The 16,177-nt window shown below is 75.4% G+C and carries 17 protein-coding genes; 12 read left to right on the top strand and 5 right to left on the bottom strand.

Going from position 1 to position 16,177, the window contains the following annotated elements; all coding sequences use genetic code 11:
* The first annotated feature begins 490 nt into the window (after nt 1–490).
* On the top strand, nt 491–1,192 hold the full coding sequence (locus ACZ5CW_RS05710) for a glycoside hydrolase family 75 protein (protein ID WP_468599045.1): 702 nt from the start codon (nt 491–493) through the stop codon (nt 1,190–1,192).
* Between the two features lie 151 nt (nt 1,193–1,343).
* Here the strand turns inward: ACZ5CW_RS05710 and ACZ5CW_RS05705 are convergent, their stop codons facing one another.
* From ACZ5CW_RS05705 to dhaK, 3 genes are all read right to left on the bottom strand, one after another.
* A complete protein-coding gene (locus ACZ5CW_RS05705; RefSeq protein ID WP_468598689.1) occupies nt 1,344–1,754 on the bottom strand; it encodes a PTS-dependent dihydroxyacetone kinase phosphotransferase subunit DhaM in 411 nt (136 codons plus the stop codon).
* Nucleotides 1,755–1,756: 2 nt separating this feature from the next.
* Nucleotides 1,757–2,365, bottom strand: a complete 609-nt coding sequence (gene dhaL, locus ACZ5CW_RS05700; RefSeq protein ID WP_468598687.1) for a dihydroxyacetone kinase subunit DhaL — start codon at nt 2,363–2,365, stop codon at nt 1,757–1,759.
* Nucleotides 2,366–2,430: 65 nt separating this feature from the next.
* Nucleotides 2,431–3,423, bottom strand: coding sequence for a dihydroxyacetone kinase subunit DhaK (gene dhaK, locus ACZ5CW_RS05695; protein ID WP_468598685.1), 993 nt, complete (start codon nt 3,421–3,423; stop codon nt 2,431–2,433).
* 317 nt (nt 3,424–3,740) lie between these two features.
* On the opposite strand from dhaK, the gene ACZ5CW_RS05690 reads away from it, so the two are divergent.
* Nucleotides 3,741–4,079, top strand: coding sequence for a DUF3040 domain-containing protein (locus ACZ5CW_RS05690; protein ID WP_468598683.1), 339 nt, complete (start codon nt 3,741–3,743; stop codon nt 4,077–4,079).
* Between the two features lie 93 nt (nt 4,080–4,172).
* Here the strand turns inward: ACZ5CW_RS05690 and ACZ5CW_RS05685 are convergent, their stop codons facing one another.
* The gene (locus ACZ5CW_RS05685) at nt 4,173–4,736 is read right to left on the bottom strand and encodes a hemerythrin domain-containing protein (protein ID WP_468598681.1); all 564 of its coding nucleotides are present in this window, start codon (nt 4,734–4,736) and stop codon (nt 4,173–4,175) included.
* 101 nt (nt 4,737–4,837) lie between these two features.
* Entirely contained in the window at nt 4,838–5,110 is a 273-nt protein-coding gene (locus ACZ5CW_RS05680; protein WP_468598680.1) for a hypothetical protein, read from the bottom strand.
* Nucleotides 5,111–5,328: 218 nt separating this feature from the next.
* Between ACZ5CW_RS05680 and ACZ5CW_RS05675 the strand changes: the two genes are divergently transcribed.
* Genes ACZ5CW_RS05675 through ACZ5CW_RS05630 form a run of 10 tightly spaced genes read left to right on the top strand, consistent with a single transcriptional unit; the run spans nt 5,329 to nt 15,911 of the window.
* Nucleotides 5,329–6,324, top strand: a complete 996-nt coding sequence (locus tag ACZ5CW_RS05675) for an NAD-dependent epimerase/dehydratase family protein (protein WP_468598679.1) — start codon at nt 5,329–5,331, stop codon at nt 6,322–6,324.
* A gap of 37 nt (nt 6,325–6,361) precedes the next feature.
* Complete coding sequence (locus ACZ5CW_RS05670) at nt 6,362–7,996, top strand: carbamoyltransferase family protein (protein WP_468598677.1); 1,635 nt, start codon at nt 6,362–6,364, stop codon at nt 7,994–7,996.
* Nucleotides 7,993–8,988, top strand: coding sequence for a glycosyltransferase family 2 protein (locus tag ACZ5CW_RS05665; RefSeq protein WP_468598675.1), 996 nt, complete (start codon nt 7,993–7,995; stop codon nt 8,986–8,988). Before ACZ5CW_RS05670 ends, ACZ5CW_RS05665 begins: the two co-directional genes overlap by 4 nt.
* Complete coding sequence (locus ACZ5CW_RS05660; RefSeq protein WP_468598673.1) at nt 8,985–9,536, top strand: HAD-IIIA family hydrolase; 552 nt, start codon at nt 8,985–8,987, stop codon at nt 9,534–9,536. The genes ACZ5CW_RS05665 and ACZ5CW_RS05660 overlap by 4 nt, the downstream gene beginning before the upstream one ends.
* On the top strand, nt 9,533–10,543 hold the full coding sequence (locus tag ACZ5CW_RS05655; protein ID WP_468598671.1) for a glycosyltransferase family 9 protein: 1,011 nt from the start codon (nt 9,533–9,535) through the stop codon (nt 10,541–10,543). The genes ACZ5CW_RS05660 and ACZ5CW_RS05655 overlap by 4 nt, the downstream gene beginning before the upstream one ends.
* Nucleotides 10,540–11,502, top strand: coding sequence for a glycosyltransferase (locus ACZ5CW_RS05650; RefSeq protein ID WP_468598669.1), 963 nt, complete (start codon nt 10,540–10,542; stop codon nt 11,500–11,502). The genes ACZ5CW_RS05655 and ACZ5CW_RS05650 overlap by 4 nt, the downstream gene beginning before the upstream one ends.
* Nucleotides 11,499–12,731: a glycosyltransferase gene (locus ACZ5CW_RS05645; RefSeq protein WP_468598667.1), complete on the top strand. Its 1,233-nt coding sequence runs from the start codon at nt 11,499–11,501 to the stop codon at nt 12,729–12,731. The genes ACZ5CW_RS05650 and ACZ5CW_RS05645 overlap by 4 nt, the downstream gene beginning before the upstream one ends.
* Nucleotides 12,728–13,459 carry a D-sedoheptulose-7-phosphate isomerase gene (locus ACZ5CW_RS05640; RefSeq protein WP_468598665.1) on the top strand — a complete coding sequence of 244 codons (732 nt, stop codon included), beginning with the start codon at nt 12,728–12,730 and terminating at the stop codon, nt 13,457–13,459. Before ACZ5CW_RS05645 ends, ACZ5CW_RS05640 begins: the two co-directional genes overlap by 4 nt.
* Nucleotides 13,456–14,877 (top strand): PfkB family carbohydrate kinase, encoded by a 1,422-nt coding sequence (locus ACZ5CW_RS05635; RefSeq protein WP_468598664.1) that lies wholly within the window; start codon nt 13,456–13,458, stop codon nt 14,875–14,877. The genes ACZ5CW_RS05640 and ACZ5CW_RS05635 overlap by 4 nt, the downstream gene beginning before the upstream one ends.
* Nucleotides 14,874–15,911 (top strand): glycosyltransferase family 9 protein, encoded by a 1,038-nt coding sequence (locus tag ACZ5CW_RS05630; RefSeq protein WP_468598662.1) that lies wholly within the window; start codon nt 14,874–14,876, stop codon nt 15,909–15,911. The genes ACZ5CW_RS05635 and ACZ5CW_RS05630 overlap by 4 nt, the downstream gene beginning before the upstream one ends.
* The last annotated feature ends 266 nt before the right edge of the window (nt 15,912–16,177 follow it).

Here is a 16,177-nt window from a genome sequence, read left to right as displayed (position 1 = left end):
CTGCCTCCCCGGGGACGGCATCGGCATCACGGCAAAGGTCCGGACCAATATGGCCCGGCCGATGCCGGCTCATCAAGAGGGCTGCGTGCACGGCTCCGGCGGGCCGGCGTCGAGGGCGGCCGGCCCGCAGGTGCCGGTGCCCGTGCGAGGGGGCCCGTTGGTGGCCACCGGGAGCCTTACGTATGCTGGGCCTCCCTACGGCTGAACTACCCGAGAAGGCAGGGGAGTTCACGCCTGTGGCGCGGACACGCTGTCGTCGCCGAACCCGCGCCGACGCGGGCGGCCGGGGGATCCGGGCCGAGAGCGGCCCGGATCCCCGGCCCCTGTTGTCCCCTCCTCGTCCCGGCCAGGCACCGCGTCCCCTCATGGGGTGTCAGAAACGTGCTCCATCCGGCCCCTTCGGTGCGGGCCTGATGGCCGGGTGACCCGACGCGCACCACAGTGGCCTGGTTGTTCCCGCGTCCCCGAGGAGAGGTCCCTCATCGTGCCTGTGCGTGTTCCGACGTTGATGCTGGCCGCGGCCGGTGCCGTCCTGCTCGCGCCGGCGGGGCTGCCCGCCCCGGCCGCCGCCCTCCCGCCCCGGGAAGAGCCAGCGGCCCGCGGCGAGGGCGCTGTCGCCGCCGCCGACCTGCTGGCCGGACTGGGCGAGTGCACCCAGGTCTCCCGCGGCCGGTACCGCACCGACGCCGACGGCCCCGCGACCGTGCCCGTGTGCGGCACCCGGGACGCCGTCTACTGGAAGGCCGACATGGACATCGACTGCGACGGGCAGTCCACCGCCCGCTGCAATCGCCGTACCGACCCGCTGTTCGCCGCCACCACCGCCTTCCAGCAGTCGGACGGCCGCCATCTGAAGGCCGAGAAGCTGCCCTACATCGTCGTCCCGCCCCCGAGCCGCATCTGGAACCCCCACGCGTCCGGCGTCCGGGGCGGTTCGGTCGCCGCGGTCGTCTACCGGGGACAGGTGCGGTACGCCGTCGTCGGCGACACCGGTCCGCGCGACATCATCGGCGAGGCCTCCTACGCCACCGCGCGGGCCCTCGGCATCCGGCCCGACCCGAGCGACGGCGGCGTGGCCTCCGGAGTCACCTACATCGTCTTCAAGGACTCCCGTGTGCACCCCATCGAGGACCATGCGGCGGCGGTGGCGGCGGGGCAGCGGCTGGCCAGGCTGTTCCTGGTGAACAGATGACCGGCCGCACCCATGGGAACGGCACCCGGAGGGGGCACACCGCCCGCACCGACGGGAACGGGACCCGGAGGGGCCATGCCGCCCGCGTCGACGGGAACGGCACCCGAGGGGGCCACGCTTCCCGGGCCGTCGAGGCGGGCACCCCGAGGCGTCACACCTTCCGGTAGCCGTAGGCCTCCGTGGCCGCGGCCACGACCGCGTCCAGGTCGCCACCCGCGGCCGCGGTGACCACCGCCGCCACCGCGCCCTCGACGAACGGGGCGTCCACCAGCCGCGCCCCGTCCGGCAGTTCGTCGCCCTCGGCGAGAAGCGCCTTCACGGTCAGCACGGCGCTGCCGAGGTCCGTGAGCAGTGCCACCCCGGCCCCCCGGTCGACCGCGGCGGCCGCGGCCGAGATCAGCTCGGCGCTGGTGCCGAGCCCCCCGCCCTCCGTACCGCCCGCGGGGGCCACGGGCACCGCCGTGGCCCCGCCCGCCAGACCCTTCGCCAGCTCGGCCACCGAGGCGGCGACCTCCGCGCTGTGCGACACCAGTACGATCCCGACCAGCTTGTCGGCGCTCACGGTCAGCCCTCCGCCGCCACTGCCGCTTCTTCGAGCGCGGCGATCAGCAGCGCCGACGAGGTCGCCCCCGGATCCTGGTGACCGATGCTGCGTTCGCCGAGATAGCTCGCCCGGCCCTTGCGGGCCTGCAGCGGGGTGGTGGCCACCGCGCCCTCCTCGGCGGCGGCCCGTGCCGCGGCGAAGCCGTCCCTGAGCGCGTCCACGGCCGGCACCAGGGCGTCCAGCATGGTCTTGTCACCGGGTGCCGCCCCACCGAGGGCCATCACCCCCTCCACGCCCGCGCGCAACGCCTCTGCCAGCTCCTGCTCGCCGACCTCGGCGGCGTCACCGAGCGCCTTCCCGGTCCGGCGCAGCAGGGTGCCGTACAGAGGCCCGGAGGCGCCGCCGACCGTCGAGATCAACTGCCGCCCGGCCAGGGTCAGGACGGCACCCGGCGTGTCCGGCGCCTCCTTCTCCAGGGTGGCCTTCACGGCCCGGAACCCGCGTTGCAGGTTGCTGCCGTGGTCGGCGTCGCCGATGGCCGAGTCGAGAGCGGTGAGCCGGTCCGCCTCGCGTTCGACGGACGCGGCCGTCGTCGTCATCCAACGGCGGAAGAAATCGGCGTCGAGCACTGGATCTCCTTGCGTGGTAGGGCTGTTGACCGGCGCGGTGGGCAGGGTGATCGCCTCGTCCGCCCTCACATCCCCCAGCGCAGCGCCGGGGTCCTCACCGGCGCGTCCCAGAGCCTGAGCAGTTCCTCGTCGACCTGGCACAGCGTCACCGAGGCGCCCGCCATGTCCAGGGAGGTGACGTAGTTGCCCACGAGGGTGCGGGCCACGGCGACACCCCGCTCGCTCAGCACCCGCTGCACCTCGGCGTTGAAGCCGAACAGCTCCAGCAGCGGGGTGGCACCCATGCCGTTGACCAGCACGAGCACGGGGCTGCGCGGGGGCATGTCCTCCAGGATCGCGTTCACCGCGAAGTCGGCGATCTCCCCGGAGGTCATCATCGGGCGCCGCTCCCGGCCGGGTTCGCCGTGGATGCCGATGCCCAACTCCAGCTCGCCGTCCGGCAGATCGAAGGTGGGACTGCCCTTCGCCGGTGTCGTACAGGCGCTGAGCGCCACACCGAAGCTGCGGGAGTTCTCGTTCACCTGGCGGCCGACGGCCTCCACCCGCTCCAGCGGCTGCCCCTCAGCCGCGGCTGCGCCCGCGATCTTCTCCACGAACAGCGTCGCGCCGGTACCGCGCCGCCCGGCCGTGTAGAGGCTGTCGGTGACCGCCACGTCGTCGTTGACGAGCACCTTGGCGACCTGGACTCCCTCGTCCTCGGCCAGCTCGGCCGCCATGTCGAAGTTGAGCACGTCGCCGGTGTAGTTCTTCACGATGAACAGCACTCCGGCACCGCTGTCCACGGCGGCCGCGGCGCGCGCCATCTGGTCCGGCACGGGCGAGGTGAACACCTCTCCGGGGCAGGCGGCGGACAGCATGCCCGGGCCGACGAACCCGCCGTGCAGCGGCTCGTGCCCCGATCCACCGCCCGACACGAGCCCGACCTGCCCGACCACGGGCGCGTCCCGGCGGACGATCACCCGGTTCTCCACGTCCACGTTCAGATCGGGATAGGCGGCCGCCATGCCACGCAGCGCGTCCGCCACGACCGTCTCCGGCACGTTGATCAGCATCCTCATCGGTATCTCCTAGTGAGCCTTGCGGGTGGGCCGCGCGGTCCGACGTCGGGCCGGGTTCGCCGATAGAGCTAATGGCAGTATCGACCTTGGACCAGGTGAGGTCACGTGCAAGCGCTTCTCGTCACGGTCCGCGATGAGCGCGGCACGTCGAAGGCGCAGCCGGTGCGCCTGGGCCGTCCACCGACGCTACGGAATGTGAAGGGTGTCGCCGTCGCACCCCCGGTCCGGCGCACGAACCGCATCGGCCGGGCCGTCGGGGGAACTCGGGCGCCCGGGGACACGGAGGCCGCCGACCCGGCGGAGGAGGTGCCGTAGCCGTGGACGACTGGGAGATGTGGGAGATGCACGACGAGGTCCGGCTGTCGCCGCGCGAACGCCTCGCGCTGCTGCAGATCGAGGCGAATCTCCGGCAGGACCGCGGGTTCGCCCGCCGCATGGCCGCGGCGCGCCGAGGGGTCTGGCTGCCGGTGGCGGTGCTGCTGTTCGCGGTCGCGTCGGTGTTCGTGGCCGTCATGGGCATGCGTACCTCGGATGTGGCGCTGCTGTGGTGTTTCGCGCTGCTGTGGCCGCTGACCCTCTTCCAGGCGTTCCGGCTGCTGTGCCGGGCGGTCCGCGACCGGCCCCGGCAGGGCGCCCGGGTCGGCCCCTGGCTCTGAGCCCGCGCCGGCGGCTCCCGCCACGCGCACGGCCTCCCGGTGCCCGCCGTCGAGGCGGGCGGGCACCGGGAGGCCGTGCGAACCGCCGTGCGCTCAGCTCTCCTTGCCCCGCCCCGACATCGCGTCGCGCAGCCGGTCCACCAGACCCGTGCCCGGTGCCAGCAGCTTGTTGGCCGGGGGCGTGTCCGGCGCCGACGGGTGCGGACGGGTGGGAGCCGTTTTTTTCGCGCGCCGGACCTTGTCGCCGAGTTCCATCAGCGCGTCCGCGGGGCAGGCCGCCTCCAGCTGCGGGAAGAGGTTCTGCTCCTCGTCGGCCACATGGGACCGGATCTCGCTCATCAGCTGCGTCATGAGCGTGTCGAACCGCGGATCGTCCGCCTGACAGCCCTCCAGGTCCTTCATGATCTGCTCGGCCTTGGCGTGATCCTCGAGTTCCTTGTCGGCCAGGGCGTCCCCGCCCGCAAGGTGCTCGCGCACCGCCGGGTACAGGTAGGCCTCCTCCGCGACCGAGTGGCGTACCAGCTCGATCGTGGCCTGGTCGGCGAGGTTCTTGCGTTCCGCGGAGCCGGGCGGCAGCGCCTCGATACGGCCGAAGAACTCCTCGACCTCGCGGTGATCGGTCGTCAGCTCCTGGATGACGTTTCCGCCGTGACCCATGTCCGTTACCTCCTGCGAGAATCGCGGCGGCCGTGAGCGGCCGGCCGTCGCCGCGCCGAGTGCCCCGGCCGCCGTGCGTTACACGGCCCACCCGCGCCCGGTCAGCGCATCGAGTGGCGGGCGGCGGCCATCCGGCCCGGAAACAGTGCCGTGGCGGCGACGGCCGGCCCGCCGGTGCGCCGCGCGGGCACCAGGCTGCACAGCCGGGCGGTGACGACCACGGCAGCGGGCAGCGGGCAGCGGTGGCGGGTCGGCGACAGGTTCTGAAGGCGTCGTGCGGGCGGCGGCAGTGTCGGCGTGCGGAGCCCTCTGCACCGTGGTACGCCCTCACCGGAGTCGCGCGGATACCCGGCGATCCGGACAATAGGAATCAACGTGTGAAGACGACTGGCAGGGGAACTCAGCCAGCCAGTGCCGTCCAGCCAGCGGCGGCCGACCAGGGCGGTCCTCCGGATCAGCGGGACCCGGGCCCTGTCCTTTCTTTCCCGAAACGGGCCGACGACGCCGGAGCCGGCGGACGCGGTACGCGCCGAACGCCCAGACCAGAAGCGTTTCTGGGGCGCGGACGACGTGGACGAAGGAATAGCCCTCCATGACTGGTGACACTCCGTTCTCCTGGCGGCGCGCCCTCGTGACCGGCGGCGCCGGCTTCCTCGGCTCCCACCTGTGCGAACGGCTGCTGGATTCAGGTGTCGAAGTCGACTGCGCCGACAACCTGGCCTGCGGCCGCCGTGAGAACGTCGCGCACCTCGAGGGCCGGCCCGGTTTCCGCCACGTGCACTGCGACGTCTGCGCCCCCGATTGCCCACGGCTGCTGCCCGGCCCGTACGACCTGGTTCTCCACTTCGCCTGTCCGGCCTCGCCGGCCGACTACCTGCGCATGCCCCTGCAGACCCTGGACGTGGGCAGCCTCGGCACCCGCAACGCCCTGGGGATCACCGAACGCGACGGCGCCCGCTTCCTGCTCGCCTCCACCTCCGAGGTGTACGGAGACCCGCTGGTACACCCGCAGCACGAGGGCTACTGGGGCAACGTGAACCCCGTCGGGCCGCGCAGCGTCTACGACGAGTCCAAGCGGTTCGCCGAGGCCCTCGTCACCGCGCACGCCGGGACCCGGCGCACGAACGCCGGGATCGTGCGGCTGTTCAACACCTACGGGCCGCGGATGCGCGCCCACGACGGCCGGGCGGTGCCGACGTTCATCTGCCAGGCCCTGGCCGGGGACCCGCTCACCGTCACCGGCGACGGCAGCCAGACCCGCTCGCTGTGCTACGTGGACGACACCGTCGACGGCGTCCTGCGGGTGGCGGCGAGCCGGTCCGTGCGGCCGGTGAACATCGGCGGCAGCGACGAGATCACCGTCGCGGACCTGGCCCGCCGGGTGGTCGCCCTCACCGGCTCCCGCTCACCGATCGCGTTCGTCGACCGGCCCGTCGACGACCCCGCCCGGCGCCGCCCCGACACCACCCTCGCCCACGAGCTGCTCGGCTGGTCGCCCCAGATCCCCTGGGAGGAGGGCCTGAAGCAGACCATCGCCTACTTCGCGGCCCTGTCCCCGGACGGCGAGCAGGCCCCGTCGCGTTCCTGACCAGACCCCCGTCCGTCCGCCGCCCTGGAGACAGCGCATGCACGTCCTCGGTATCAACGCACTCTTCCACGACCCCGCCGCGGCCCTGATCACCGACGGCAGGGTCATGGCGGCGGCGGAGGAGGAGCGGTTCTCGCGCCGCAAGCACGGAAAGCGGCCCGTGCCCTTCTCCGCCTGGGAGCTGCCCGAGCAGTCGGCCCGCTGGTGCCTGGAGCAGGCCGGGCTCACCCCGTCCGACCTGGACGCCGTCGCCTACTCCTACGACCCGGCCCTCGCCCGGCCCGCCGAGCGGATGGGCCTGCACGACCCCTGGGACCACCTGCGCCGGCAGTACGCCCGCCGGGCCCCGGACTTCCTCGCCGAGGCCCTGCCGGGACTCGACCCGGCCAAGGTCCGCTTCGTCCCGCACCACGTGGCGCACGCCGCCTCGGCCGGACCGGTCTCGCCGTACCCCGACTGCGCCGTCCTCGTCCTGGACGGCCGCGGCGAGTGCGGCTCCCACCTGGCCGGCCGCTACACCGACCGCGAGCTGACCGTCCTCGCCACCCAGGAACTGCCCGACTCCCTCGGCCTGTTCTACGAGGACCTCACCCAGCACCTCGGCTTCCTGCGCAGCAGCGACGAGTTCAAGGTGATGGCGCTCGCCTCCTACGGCGCCCCCCGCTTCGCCGGCCGGCTGAGCGAGTACGTCCACGCCGACAACCGGGGCGGCTTCCGGGCCCGCCCGGTGCCCTGGGCCGACCTCGTCCCGCCGCGCCCCGCCGGCGCAGCCTGGAGCCAGGACCACGCCGACCTCGCGGCCAGCGCCCAGCGGTGCCTGGAGGAGGCGATGCTGGCCCTGGCCCGGTGGCTGCGCGAGCGCACCGGAGAGGACGCCTTGACCATGGCCGGCGGTGTCGCCCTGAACTGCGTCGCCAACACCCGGCTGTGGCGGGAGAGCGGCTTCCGGCACGTGTGGGTGCAGCCCGCCGCCGGAGACGCCGGCACGGCCCTGGGCGCGGCCGCGCACGTCGCCGGCCAGAAGGACACCGTGGAGCCGATGCGGACCGCCGCGCTCGGCCGTGGCTGGAGCGACGCCGAGCTGCGCGCGTGGCTGGAGCGGGCGGCCGTACCGTACGAGGAGCCCGCCGACATCGCGGAGACGGCCGCCGAGGCGCTGGCCGCCGACGGGATCGTGGCCTGGTTCCAGGGCCGCAGCGAGTACGGGCCCCGGGCACTCGGCCATCGCTCGCTGCTCGCCCATCCCGGCAGGGCGGACAACGTGGAGCGGCTCAACGCCGTCAAGGGCCGTGAGGAGTTCCGGCCCGTGGCGCCCATGGTGCTCGCCGAACGCGCGGCCGAACTGTTCGACGGACCGCTGCCCAGCCCCCACATGCTCTTCGTGCACGATGTGGCCGCCGACTGGAAGGCCCGCATCCCGGCCGTGGTCCATGTCGACGGCACGGCCCGCATCCAGACCGTGGACCGGGCCCAGGAGCCCCTGGTGGCCCGCGTGATCGACGGCTTCGAGCGGCGCACCGGGCTGCCCGTGGTGGTCAACACCAGCCTGAACACCGCCGGGCGGCCCATGGTCGACGACCCCCGCGACGCGCTGGAGTGCTTCGGCTCCGCCCCCGTCGACCTGCTGGTGCTCGGGCCGTTCGCGATCCGCCGAGGAAAGGCGTTCGCATGACCGACGCCCCCGCCTACACCGTCGTCGTCCCGACGATCGGCCGCCCGTGCCTCGCCCAGTGCCTGCGCGCGCTCGCCGACGCCGAGGGGCACCCCCCGCACGAGGTCGTCGTCGTGGACGACCGGCCCGAGCCGGACGGCGACCTGCCGCTCCAGACGGCCGGACAGCTCCTCGACCGGGTACGGACCCTGCGCACCCACGGCAAGGGCCCGGCCGCCGCCCGTAACACCGGCTGGCGGACCGTCCGTACGCCCTGGACGGTCTTCCTGGACGACGACGTCCAGGTGCTGCCGGACTGGTCCCGGCTGCTCGCCGAGGACCTGCGGGAGGCCGGCGAGGACGTCGGCGGCATCCAGGGGCAGCTGCGTGTCCCCCTGCCCCTGGACCGCCGGCCCACCGACTGGGAACGCAACACCAAGGGCCTGGAGAACGCCGCCTGGGCCACCGCCGACATGGCCTACCGCACCCAGGCGCTCACCCGGGCCGGCGGCTTCGACGAACGCTTCCCGCGGGCCTTCCGGGAGGACGCCGACCTCGCCCTGCGGGTGCAGCGGGCCGGCTGGTCGCTGCGCCGCGGCAAGCGGGTCACCCGGCACCCGGTCCGCGCCGCCCACTGGTGGGCCTCGCTGCCCGCACAGCGCGGCAACGCCGACGACGCCCTGATGAACCGGCTGCACGGCCGCGACTGGTGGGACCGCGCCCAGGCGCCCCGGGGCCGGCTGCACCGCCACCTGGCGGTCACCGGTGCCGCGCTCGCCGCCGCCTCCTGCGCCCTGGCCGGCCGCCGCCGCGCCGCGACCGTCTGCGCTGCCCTGTGGACGCTCGGCACCGCCGAGTTCGCCCTCGCCCGCATCCTGCCCGGTCCCCGGACCGCCCGCGAGATCGCCGGGATGCTCGGCACCAGCGTCCTCATCCCGCCCCTCGCCGTCCGGCACTGGCTGCGCGGAGTCGTCCGCCACCGGCACGCCGAACCCCTGGGGGGCGCCGGGTGAGCACCGTCTCCGCCGTCCTGTTCGACCGGGACGGCACCCTCGTCGCCGACGTGCCGTACAACGGCGACCCCGACCGGGTGCGGCCGCTTCCGGGCGCCGCCGCGGCCGTCGCGCTGGCGCGCTCCCACGGCCTGGCCACCGGGGTGGTCAGCAACCAGTCGGGCATCGGACGCGGGCTGCTCACCGCCGGGCAGGTGCGGCGCGTCAACGAGCGCGCCGACGCGCTGCTCGGCGGACTGGACACCTGGGTGTTCTGCCCGCACGCCCCGGACGCCGGCTGCGGGTGCCGCAAGCCCCGGCCGGGGCTGATCCTCACGGCGGCCGCGCGGCTGGGCGTCGGGCCCGCCGAGTGCCTGGTGATCGGCGACATCGCCGCCGACGTCCTGGCCGCCGACGCGGCGGGCGCCCGGGGCGTGCTGGTCCCGAACGCGGCCACGGCGGCACAAGAGGTGGAACGTTTCGCCGACCGGAGCGCCCCCGATGTGCTCACCGCGGTGCGCTCGGTCCTCGGGGACAGGACGGTCCCGGTCGGCGGGCGGTCGCGATGAAAGCCCTCGTCGTCCGCCTCGACAGCTTCGGCGACGTGCTGCTCGCCGGCCCCGCCGTACGTGCCGTCGCCGCCCGCTCCTCCCACGTCACCCTGCTGTGCGGCCCGCGCGGCGCGGACGCCGCCCGGCTGCTGCCCGCCGTCGACGACGTACTGGTGTGGGAGGCGCCCTGGGAGGGCTTCGACCCGCCCCCGGTACGCCCGGCGGACATCGACGCACTGGTCCGGCGGCTGCGCGCCGGGGCCTTCGACACCGCCCTGATCCTCACCTCGTTCCACCAGAGCCCCCTGCCCACCGCGCTGCTGCTGCGGCTCGCCGGCGTCGGCCGGATCGGCGCCGACAGCACCGACCACCCCGGGCGGCTGCTGGACGTGCGCCACCGGCGGCCGGCGGGTCGCCACGAGGCCGAGGCGGCCCTCGACACCGCCGCCGCCCTGGGCTTCCCGCCACCGCCCGGGGACGACGGCCGGCTGCGGGTGCTGCCGCCCCCGGACACCAGCGGCCTGACCGGCCGTGGCCCGTACGTCGTCGTGCACCCCGGCGCCAGCGTCCCGGCCCGTGCCTGGAGCCCGCACCGCTGCGAGGAGGCGGTCGCGCTGCTCGCCGACGCCGGGCACCGCGTGGTCGTCACCGGCGGTCCGGAGGAGACGGACCTCACCCGGCGCGTCAGCGGGGACCTGGCCGTGGACCTCGGCGGCCGGACCGGCCCGCGCACCCTCGCCGGGGTGCTGCGCATGGCGGACGTCGTGGTCAGCGCCAACACCGGCCCCGCGCACCTCGCCGCCGCGGTCGGCACCCCCGTGGTCTCCCTGTTCGCGCCGGTGGTCCCGGCCGCCCGCTGGGCACCGTACGGCGTCCCGGTCATCCTGCTCGGCGACCAGTCGGCGCCGTGCGCGGACACCAGGGCACTGACCTGCCCGGTGCCCGGCCACCCCTGCCTGGACGAGGTCACCGGGCAGGACGTGGTGCGCGCGGTCCACAAGCTCATCCAGGAGCGGCACTCATGAACATCCTCGTCTGGCACGTGCACGGATCCTGGCTCACCGCCTTCGTGCAGGGCCCGCACACCTACCTGGTCCCCGTCACCGAGGACCGGGGCCCCGACGGGCTCGGCCGGGCCGTGACCTGGGACTGGCCCGGTAGCGTGCGGGAACGCACCCCGAAGGAGCTGTGGGACGCCGAGATCGACCTCATGGTGCTGCAACGGCCGCACGAACTCGACCTGGCCCTGCGCTGGACCGGCCGCCGTCCCGGCGTGGACGTGCCCGCCGTGTACGTCGAGCACAACAGCCCCGACGGGTCTCCGGAGCGGCAACCGCACCCGCTGTCCGGGCAGTCCGGGATCCCGGTCGTCCACGTCACCCACTTCAACCGGCTGATGTGGGACAACGGCCAGGCCCCGACGGAGGTCGTGGAGCACGGCATCCTCGACCCCGGCCCGCTGTGGACCGGCACCGAACGACGCGCGGCCGTCGTGGTCAACGAGCCCCTGCGCAGGGGCCGTACGACCGGCACGGACCTGCTGCCCCGGTTCGCCCGGTCCGTACCTCTGGACGTCTTCGGGATGCGCACCGAAGGCCTCGCCGAACACCTGGGCCTGCCGCCCGAGCGCTGCCGGGCCCGGGACCTGCCGCAGCACGAACTGCACCGGGAGATGGCCCGCTGCCGGGTCTATCTGCACCCCGTGCGCTGGACCTCGCTCGGCCTGTCCCTGCTGGAGGCCATGTTCCTGGGCATGCCCGTGGTCGCCCTCGACACCACGGAGGCCCGGGAGGCGATACCCGAAGGCGCCGGGGTGGTCTCGAACCGCCTCGACGTACTGGAGGACGCCGTGCGGAGGTTCCTCGCCGTACCGGAACACGCCCGCCGCACCGGCGAGGCGGCCCGGGCCGCGGCACAGGCCCGCTACGGGGAGCGGCGCTTCCTGGACGACTGGGAACGCTTGATCAAGGAGGTCATCCGATGAGCCGCAATCCGCACCCGGCCGGGCGCGTCGCCATGGTCTCCGAGCACGCCAGCCCGCTGGCCGCGCTCGGCGGACCGGACGCGGGCGGGCAGAACGTGTACGTGGCGCAGGTCGCCCGGCAGCTCGCCAGGAAGGGATATCGGGTCACGGTGTACACCCGGCGGGACTCGGCGGCCCTGCCGGACCGGATGACCCTGATCGACGGTGTGCAGGTGGTGCACGTGCCCGCCGGGCCGCCCGCACCCGTCCCCAAGGACGAACTCCTGCCCCACATGGCAGAGTTCGGCCACCACCTGGCCCGGCAGTGGACGACGAGCCCGCCCGACGTGGTGCACGCCCACTTCTGGATGTCCGGCCTGGCCGCCCTGACCGGCAGCCGGGGCCTCGGCGTCCCCGTCGTGCAGACCTACCACGCGCTCGGCACCGTGAAGAAGCGCTATCAGGGTGCCGCCGACACCAGCCCGGCCGAACGGCTCGCCATCGAGGAGGCCATCGGTCACGAGTGCGCCCGGATCATCGCCACGTGCCGTGACGAGGTGGCCGAACTGAAGGCCATGGGCCTGCCGGAGGACCGGATCAGCGTCGTGCCCTGCGGCGTCGAACCCGACCAGTTCGCCCCCGTCGCCCCGCCCCGGCCGCCCGGCGCGCGCCGCCGGCTGCTGGCCGTCGGACGGCTCGTGCCCCGCAAGGGCTTCGACCGGGCCATCCGCGCCCTGGCCGGCGTCCCCGACGCCGAACTCCTCGTCGCGGGCGGACCCGAGGCCGACCTGCTCGGCAGCGACCCCGAGGCCGGGCGCCTCTGCTCCCTCGCCGCTGAGTACGGCGTCCTGGACCGCGTGACCCTGCTCGGCGGGGTCGGCCGGGCCCGGGTGCCCCGGCTGATGTCCAGCGCCGACCTCGTCCTGTCGCTGCCCCTGTACGAGCCGTTCGGCATCGTCCCGCTGGAGGCCATGGCCTGCGCCACCCCGGTCGTGGCCACCGCGGTGGGCGGTCAGCTCGACACGGTCGTGGACGGCACCACGGGCGTCCTCGTCCCGGCCGACGACGACCACGACCTCGGCGCGGTCGTCCGTTCCCTCCTCGCCGACCCGGACCGGCTCGCCCGCTACGGCGCCGCCGGCCGCGAGCGGGTGCTCGCCCACTACACCTGGGACCGCGTGGCCGACGGCGTCGCCGGGGTGTACGGCGCCGTGTCCTCGGTCCGCTCGCTCTCGGGAGTCGTCCGATGAAGACCGTCACCGGCACGCACACCGCCACCGGGCCCGTCGCCGGCACCGCCCACTGCGACGACCTGGCGCGGGCCCTGGACAGGTTCCGCGACCGCGGCCCGCTCATCGAGCGCTGGGGCACCGAACTCGCCCGGCGCCTCGGCGGCGGCTCCCGGCTGCTCGTCGCGGGCAACGGCGGCAGCGCCGCGCAGGCACAGCACCTGACGGCCGAACTCGTGGGCCGCTACCGGGACGACCGGCCGCCGTTCTCCGCGGTCGCCCTGCACGCCGACACCTCCTCCACCACCGCGATCGCCAACGACTACGGCGTCCAGGAGGTGTTCGCCCGCCAGACCGCCGCCCACGGCCGCCCCGGAGACGTCCTCATGCTGCTGTCCACCAGCGGCGCGAGCGCCAACCTGCTGGCCGCCGCCGAGCGCGCTCACCGCCTCGGCATGACGGTGTGGGCGCTGACGGGGCGGGCCCCCAACCCGCTGCAGCTCGGCGCGGACGAGTCGCTGTGCGTGGACGCCCCGAGCCCCGCCACCGTGCAGGAACTGCACCTGGTCGCCGTGCACATGCTCTGCGAGACCTTCGACCGGGCGGTCGGGCGGGGCGAGGCCCACCGGGCCGGACGTGACGGCTCCGACGGCAGGCCCGGCGTCGTGGGCCGGCTCGTCGGCCGGGCCCGTACCGTCGGCCGCGCCGCGCCCGACGTGCCCGTAGCCCCCAGGAAGGGGCACACATGAGCGCCACGCCCCTGCTCGTCGTGGGCGACGCCCTGCTCGACCACGATCTGTGCGGCCGGGCCGAGCGCCTGGCCCCGGACGCGCCCGTCCCCGTGGTGCACGGCACCCGGCGCAGCTCCCGGCCGGGCGGCGCCGCCCTCGCCGCCTGCCTCGCGGCCTGCGACGGCCGCCCGGTGACCCTCGTCACCGCCCTCGGCGACGACCCGGCCAGCGACACCCTGCGCGCACTGCTGGCCGGCCGCGTCGACCTGGTGGAGGTGCCGTTGGAGGGCACGCTCAGCAGCAAGACCCGCATCCTCGCCGGAGACCGGCCGCTGCTGCGCCTGGACGACGGAGAGGGCCGCGCCCGCGCGGCGACCGAGGCCGCCGAGGCCATCGTGACCAGGGCCGACGGGATCCTGGTCGCCGACTACGGCCGCGGCACCGCCGACGTGCTCAGGGCGGCCCTGAGCACCGCCGCCACCCGGGCGCCCGTCGTCTGGGACCCCCATGTACGGGGCGGGGCACCGGTCCCCGGCGTCCGCCTGGCCACCCCCTCGGCGCAGGAGGCCCGCGCCTTCGCCCGGCGAATCGCCGACGGCGACGGCCCCGGCGACGAGGCCGGGCTGCGCACCGCGGCCCGCGACGCCCGCACCCTCGTCCGGGCCTGGCGGGTCCAGGCCGTCGCCGTGACCCTCGGCGAGCGCGGTGCGCTGCTCTCCCACGGCGAGACCCCGCTGCTCGTGCCGACCCCGGTTGCCGCGGCGGGCGACCCGTGCGGGGCCGGTGACCGGTTCGCCGCGGCCGCCGCCGCCCTGCTCGCCGACGGCACGATCACCGAGGACGCCGTCCAGGCCGCCGTGCACGCCGCCACCCGCTATGTCGCCGAGGGCGGCGCCCGCGCGGTCGCCGCCGCGGAGCGACCCGACCGGCCCGCGGCCTCGTCCGACGGGGACACCACCGCGGACGCCGTGCGCACGGCCACCCGGGTGCGTGCCGCCGGCGGCACGGTCGTCGCCGCGGGCGGCTGCTTCGACTTGCTGCACGCCGGCCACGTCGCCCTGCTCCAGGCCGCCCGCCGGGCCGGCGACTGCCTGATCGTCTGCGTCAACTCCGACCACTCGGTGCGCCGCCGCAAGGGCGAGGGCCGGCCCCTCGTCCCGGCCGCCGACCGGGTACGGGTGCTGCGCGCCCTGGAGTGCGTGGACGCCGTCGCCGTCTTCGACGAGGACACACCCGAACGCATCCTCGGCGAACTCCGCCCGCACATCTGGGCCAAGGGCGGCGACTACGCGCGCACCCGGCTGCCCGAACAGCCCCTGGTGGAGAGCTGGGGCGGACAGGTCCTGCTGCTGCCCTACCTCGACGGCCGCTCCACCACCGTCCTCGCCCGCCGCGCGGCGCTGTCCCCCGCGTCCCCCTCCGGGCGGACACCGTGACCGCGGGGCTCCGGCTCCCGTACCCACCGGAGGAACCGCTCGGTGACCTGACCCCGCACCCCCCGACCGTCCTGGTGCTGCGCGCGCTGGGGCTCGGTGATCTGCTGGCCGGAGTGCCCGCGCTGCGCGGTGTCCGGCGGGCCTTTCCGGGCCACCGGGTCGTGCTCGCGCAGCCGCCGGGGCTCGCCGGACTCGCCCTGGCCACCGGTGCGCTCGACGAGGTGTTCCCGGCCGAGGCGCCCGGGCGGGCCGTGCCGTCCCTCGCGCACTGGACCGGGCCGCCGCCCGACGTGGCGATCGACCTGCACGGGAACGGTCCCGAGAGCCGCGACGCGCTCGCCGCCCTGCGCCCGCGCCGGCTGCTCGCCCACGCCTGCCCGGACGGGCCGCCCTGGCAGGCCCATGTCCACGAACGGGACCGCTGGTGCGCCTTCCTGCACGGCTACGGCATCCCCGCCGACCCCCTCGACCTGCGGCTGCCCCGCCCCGGCACACCGTCTCCGGCGCCGGGCGCGGTGGTCGTGCACCCGGGAGCGGCCTCGGGCGCGCGCCGCTGGCCGGGGGAGCGGTTCGCCGCCGTCGTACGGTGCCTGCGCGCCGCGGGACACCACGTGGTGCTCACCGGTGGCCCCGACGAGGACGCCCTGGTCCGCTCGGTCGCCGAGCGCGGCGGACAGCGCGCGCGTGACGTGCTGACCGGCGGCCTGCCCCCCGGGGAGCTGTCCGCGCTGGTGGCCGAGGCGTCCCTGGTGCTCAGCGGCGACACCGGCGTCGCGCACCTCGCGGTCGCCCACGGCACCCGCTCCGTGACCTTGTTCGGCCCCATATCCCCACGCCTGTGGGGCCCGCCCCCGAGCCCGCACCACCTGGCCCTGTGGAAGCCCGGCCCGCCCGGCGACCCGCACGGCCGCACCCCCGACACACGCCTCCTGCGCATCCGCACCGACGACGTCGCCGCGGCCTGTCTGACCCTGCTCCGGCCGGTCCGCGACGACCCCCGGCAGGCCGGAACCGAGACGGCCCGCCTCCACTGACCAGGCCCCCGCCGCACCCGCCGCCCCACCACAGGCGACCCCGGGTCGCCGTCCGTCATCACCCGCGACCGGCCCGCCGGCCCGCGCCGCCCGGCCGCAACGGGACGGGCGGCGCGGGACATCACCCGCACGGCGGTACGTCGGCCTGATCCCGCGGTGCCGCCCCCGACACGCCCAGGTCTTGTCGTTGTAACAGGAGCGCGCCGAGGGCACAGTGATGCCTCCGGTCAAGACGCGGCTGGCCCATCCTTCCCCGCCCAGGAAGC

Source organism: Streptomyces sp. NPDC031379, from assembly GCF_055569615.1.
This window is presented reverse-complemented; position numbering and strand designations above follow the sequence as displayed.

Bases quoted from the DNA above. Each gene is read 5' to 3' on its own strand.
- dhaK (WP_468598685.1), bottom strand. From the start codon at position 3,423: ATGAGGATGCTGATCAACGTGCCGGAGACGGTCGTGGCGGACGCGCTG.
- ACZ5CW_RS05685 (WP_468598681.1), bottom strand. From the start codon at position 4,736: ATGGGTCACGGCGGAAACGTCATCCAGGAGCTGACGACCGATCACCGC.
- ACZ5CW_RS05675 (WP_468598679.1), top strand. From the start codon at position 5,329: ATGACTGGTGACACTCCGTTCTCCTGGCGGCGCGCCCTCGTGACCGGC.
- ACZ5CW_RS05670 (WP_468598677.1), top strand. From the start codon at position 6,362: ATGCACGTCCTCGGTATCAACGCACTCTTCCACGACCCCGCCGCGGCC.
- ACZ5CW_RS05665 (WP_468598675.1), top strand. From the start codon at position 7,993: ATGACCGACGCCCCCGCCTACACCGTCGTCGTCCCGACGATCGGCCGC.
- ACZ5CW_RS05655 (WP_468598671.1), top strand. From the start codon at position 9,533: ATGAAAGCCCTCGTCGTCCGCCTCGACAGCTTCGGCGACGTGCTGCTC.
- ACZ5CW_RS05650 (WP_468598669.1), top strand. From the start codon at position 10,540: ATGAACATCCTCGTCTGGCACGTGCACGGATCCTGGCTCACCGCCTTC.
- ACZ5CW_RS05645 (WP_468598667.1), top strand. From the start codon at position 11,499: ATGAGCCGCAATCCGCACCCGGCCGGGCGCGTCGCCATGGTCTCCGAG.
- ACZ5CW_RS05640 (WP_468598665.1), top strand. From the start codon at position 12,728: ATGAAGACCGTCACCGGCACGCACACCGCCACCGGGCCCGTCGCCGGC.
- ACZ5CW_RS05635 (WP_468598664.1), top strand. From the start codon at position 13,456: ATGAGCGCCACGCCCCTGCTCGTCGTGGGCGACGCCCTGCTCGACCAC.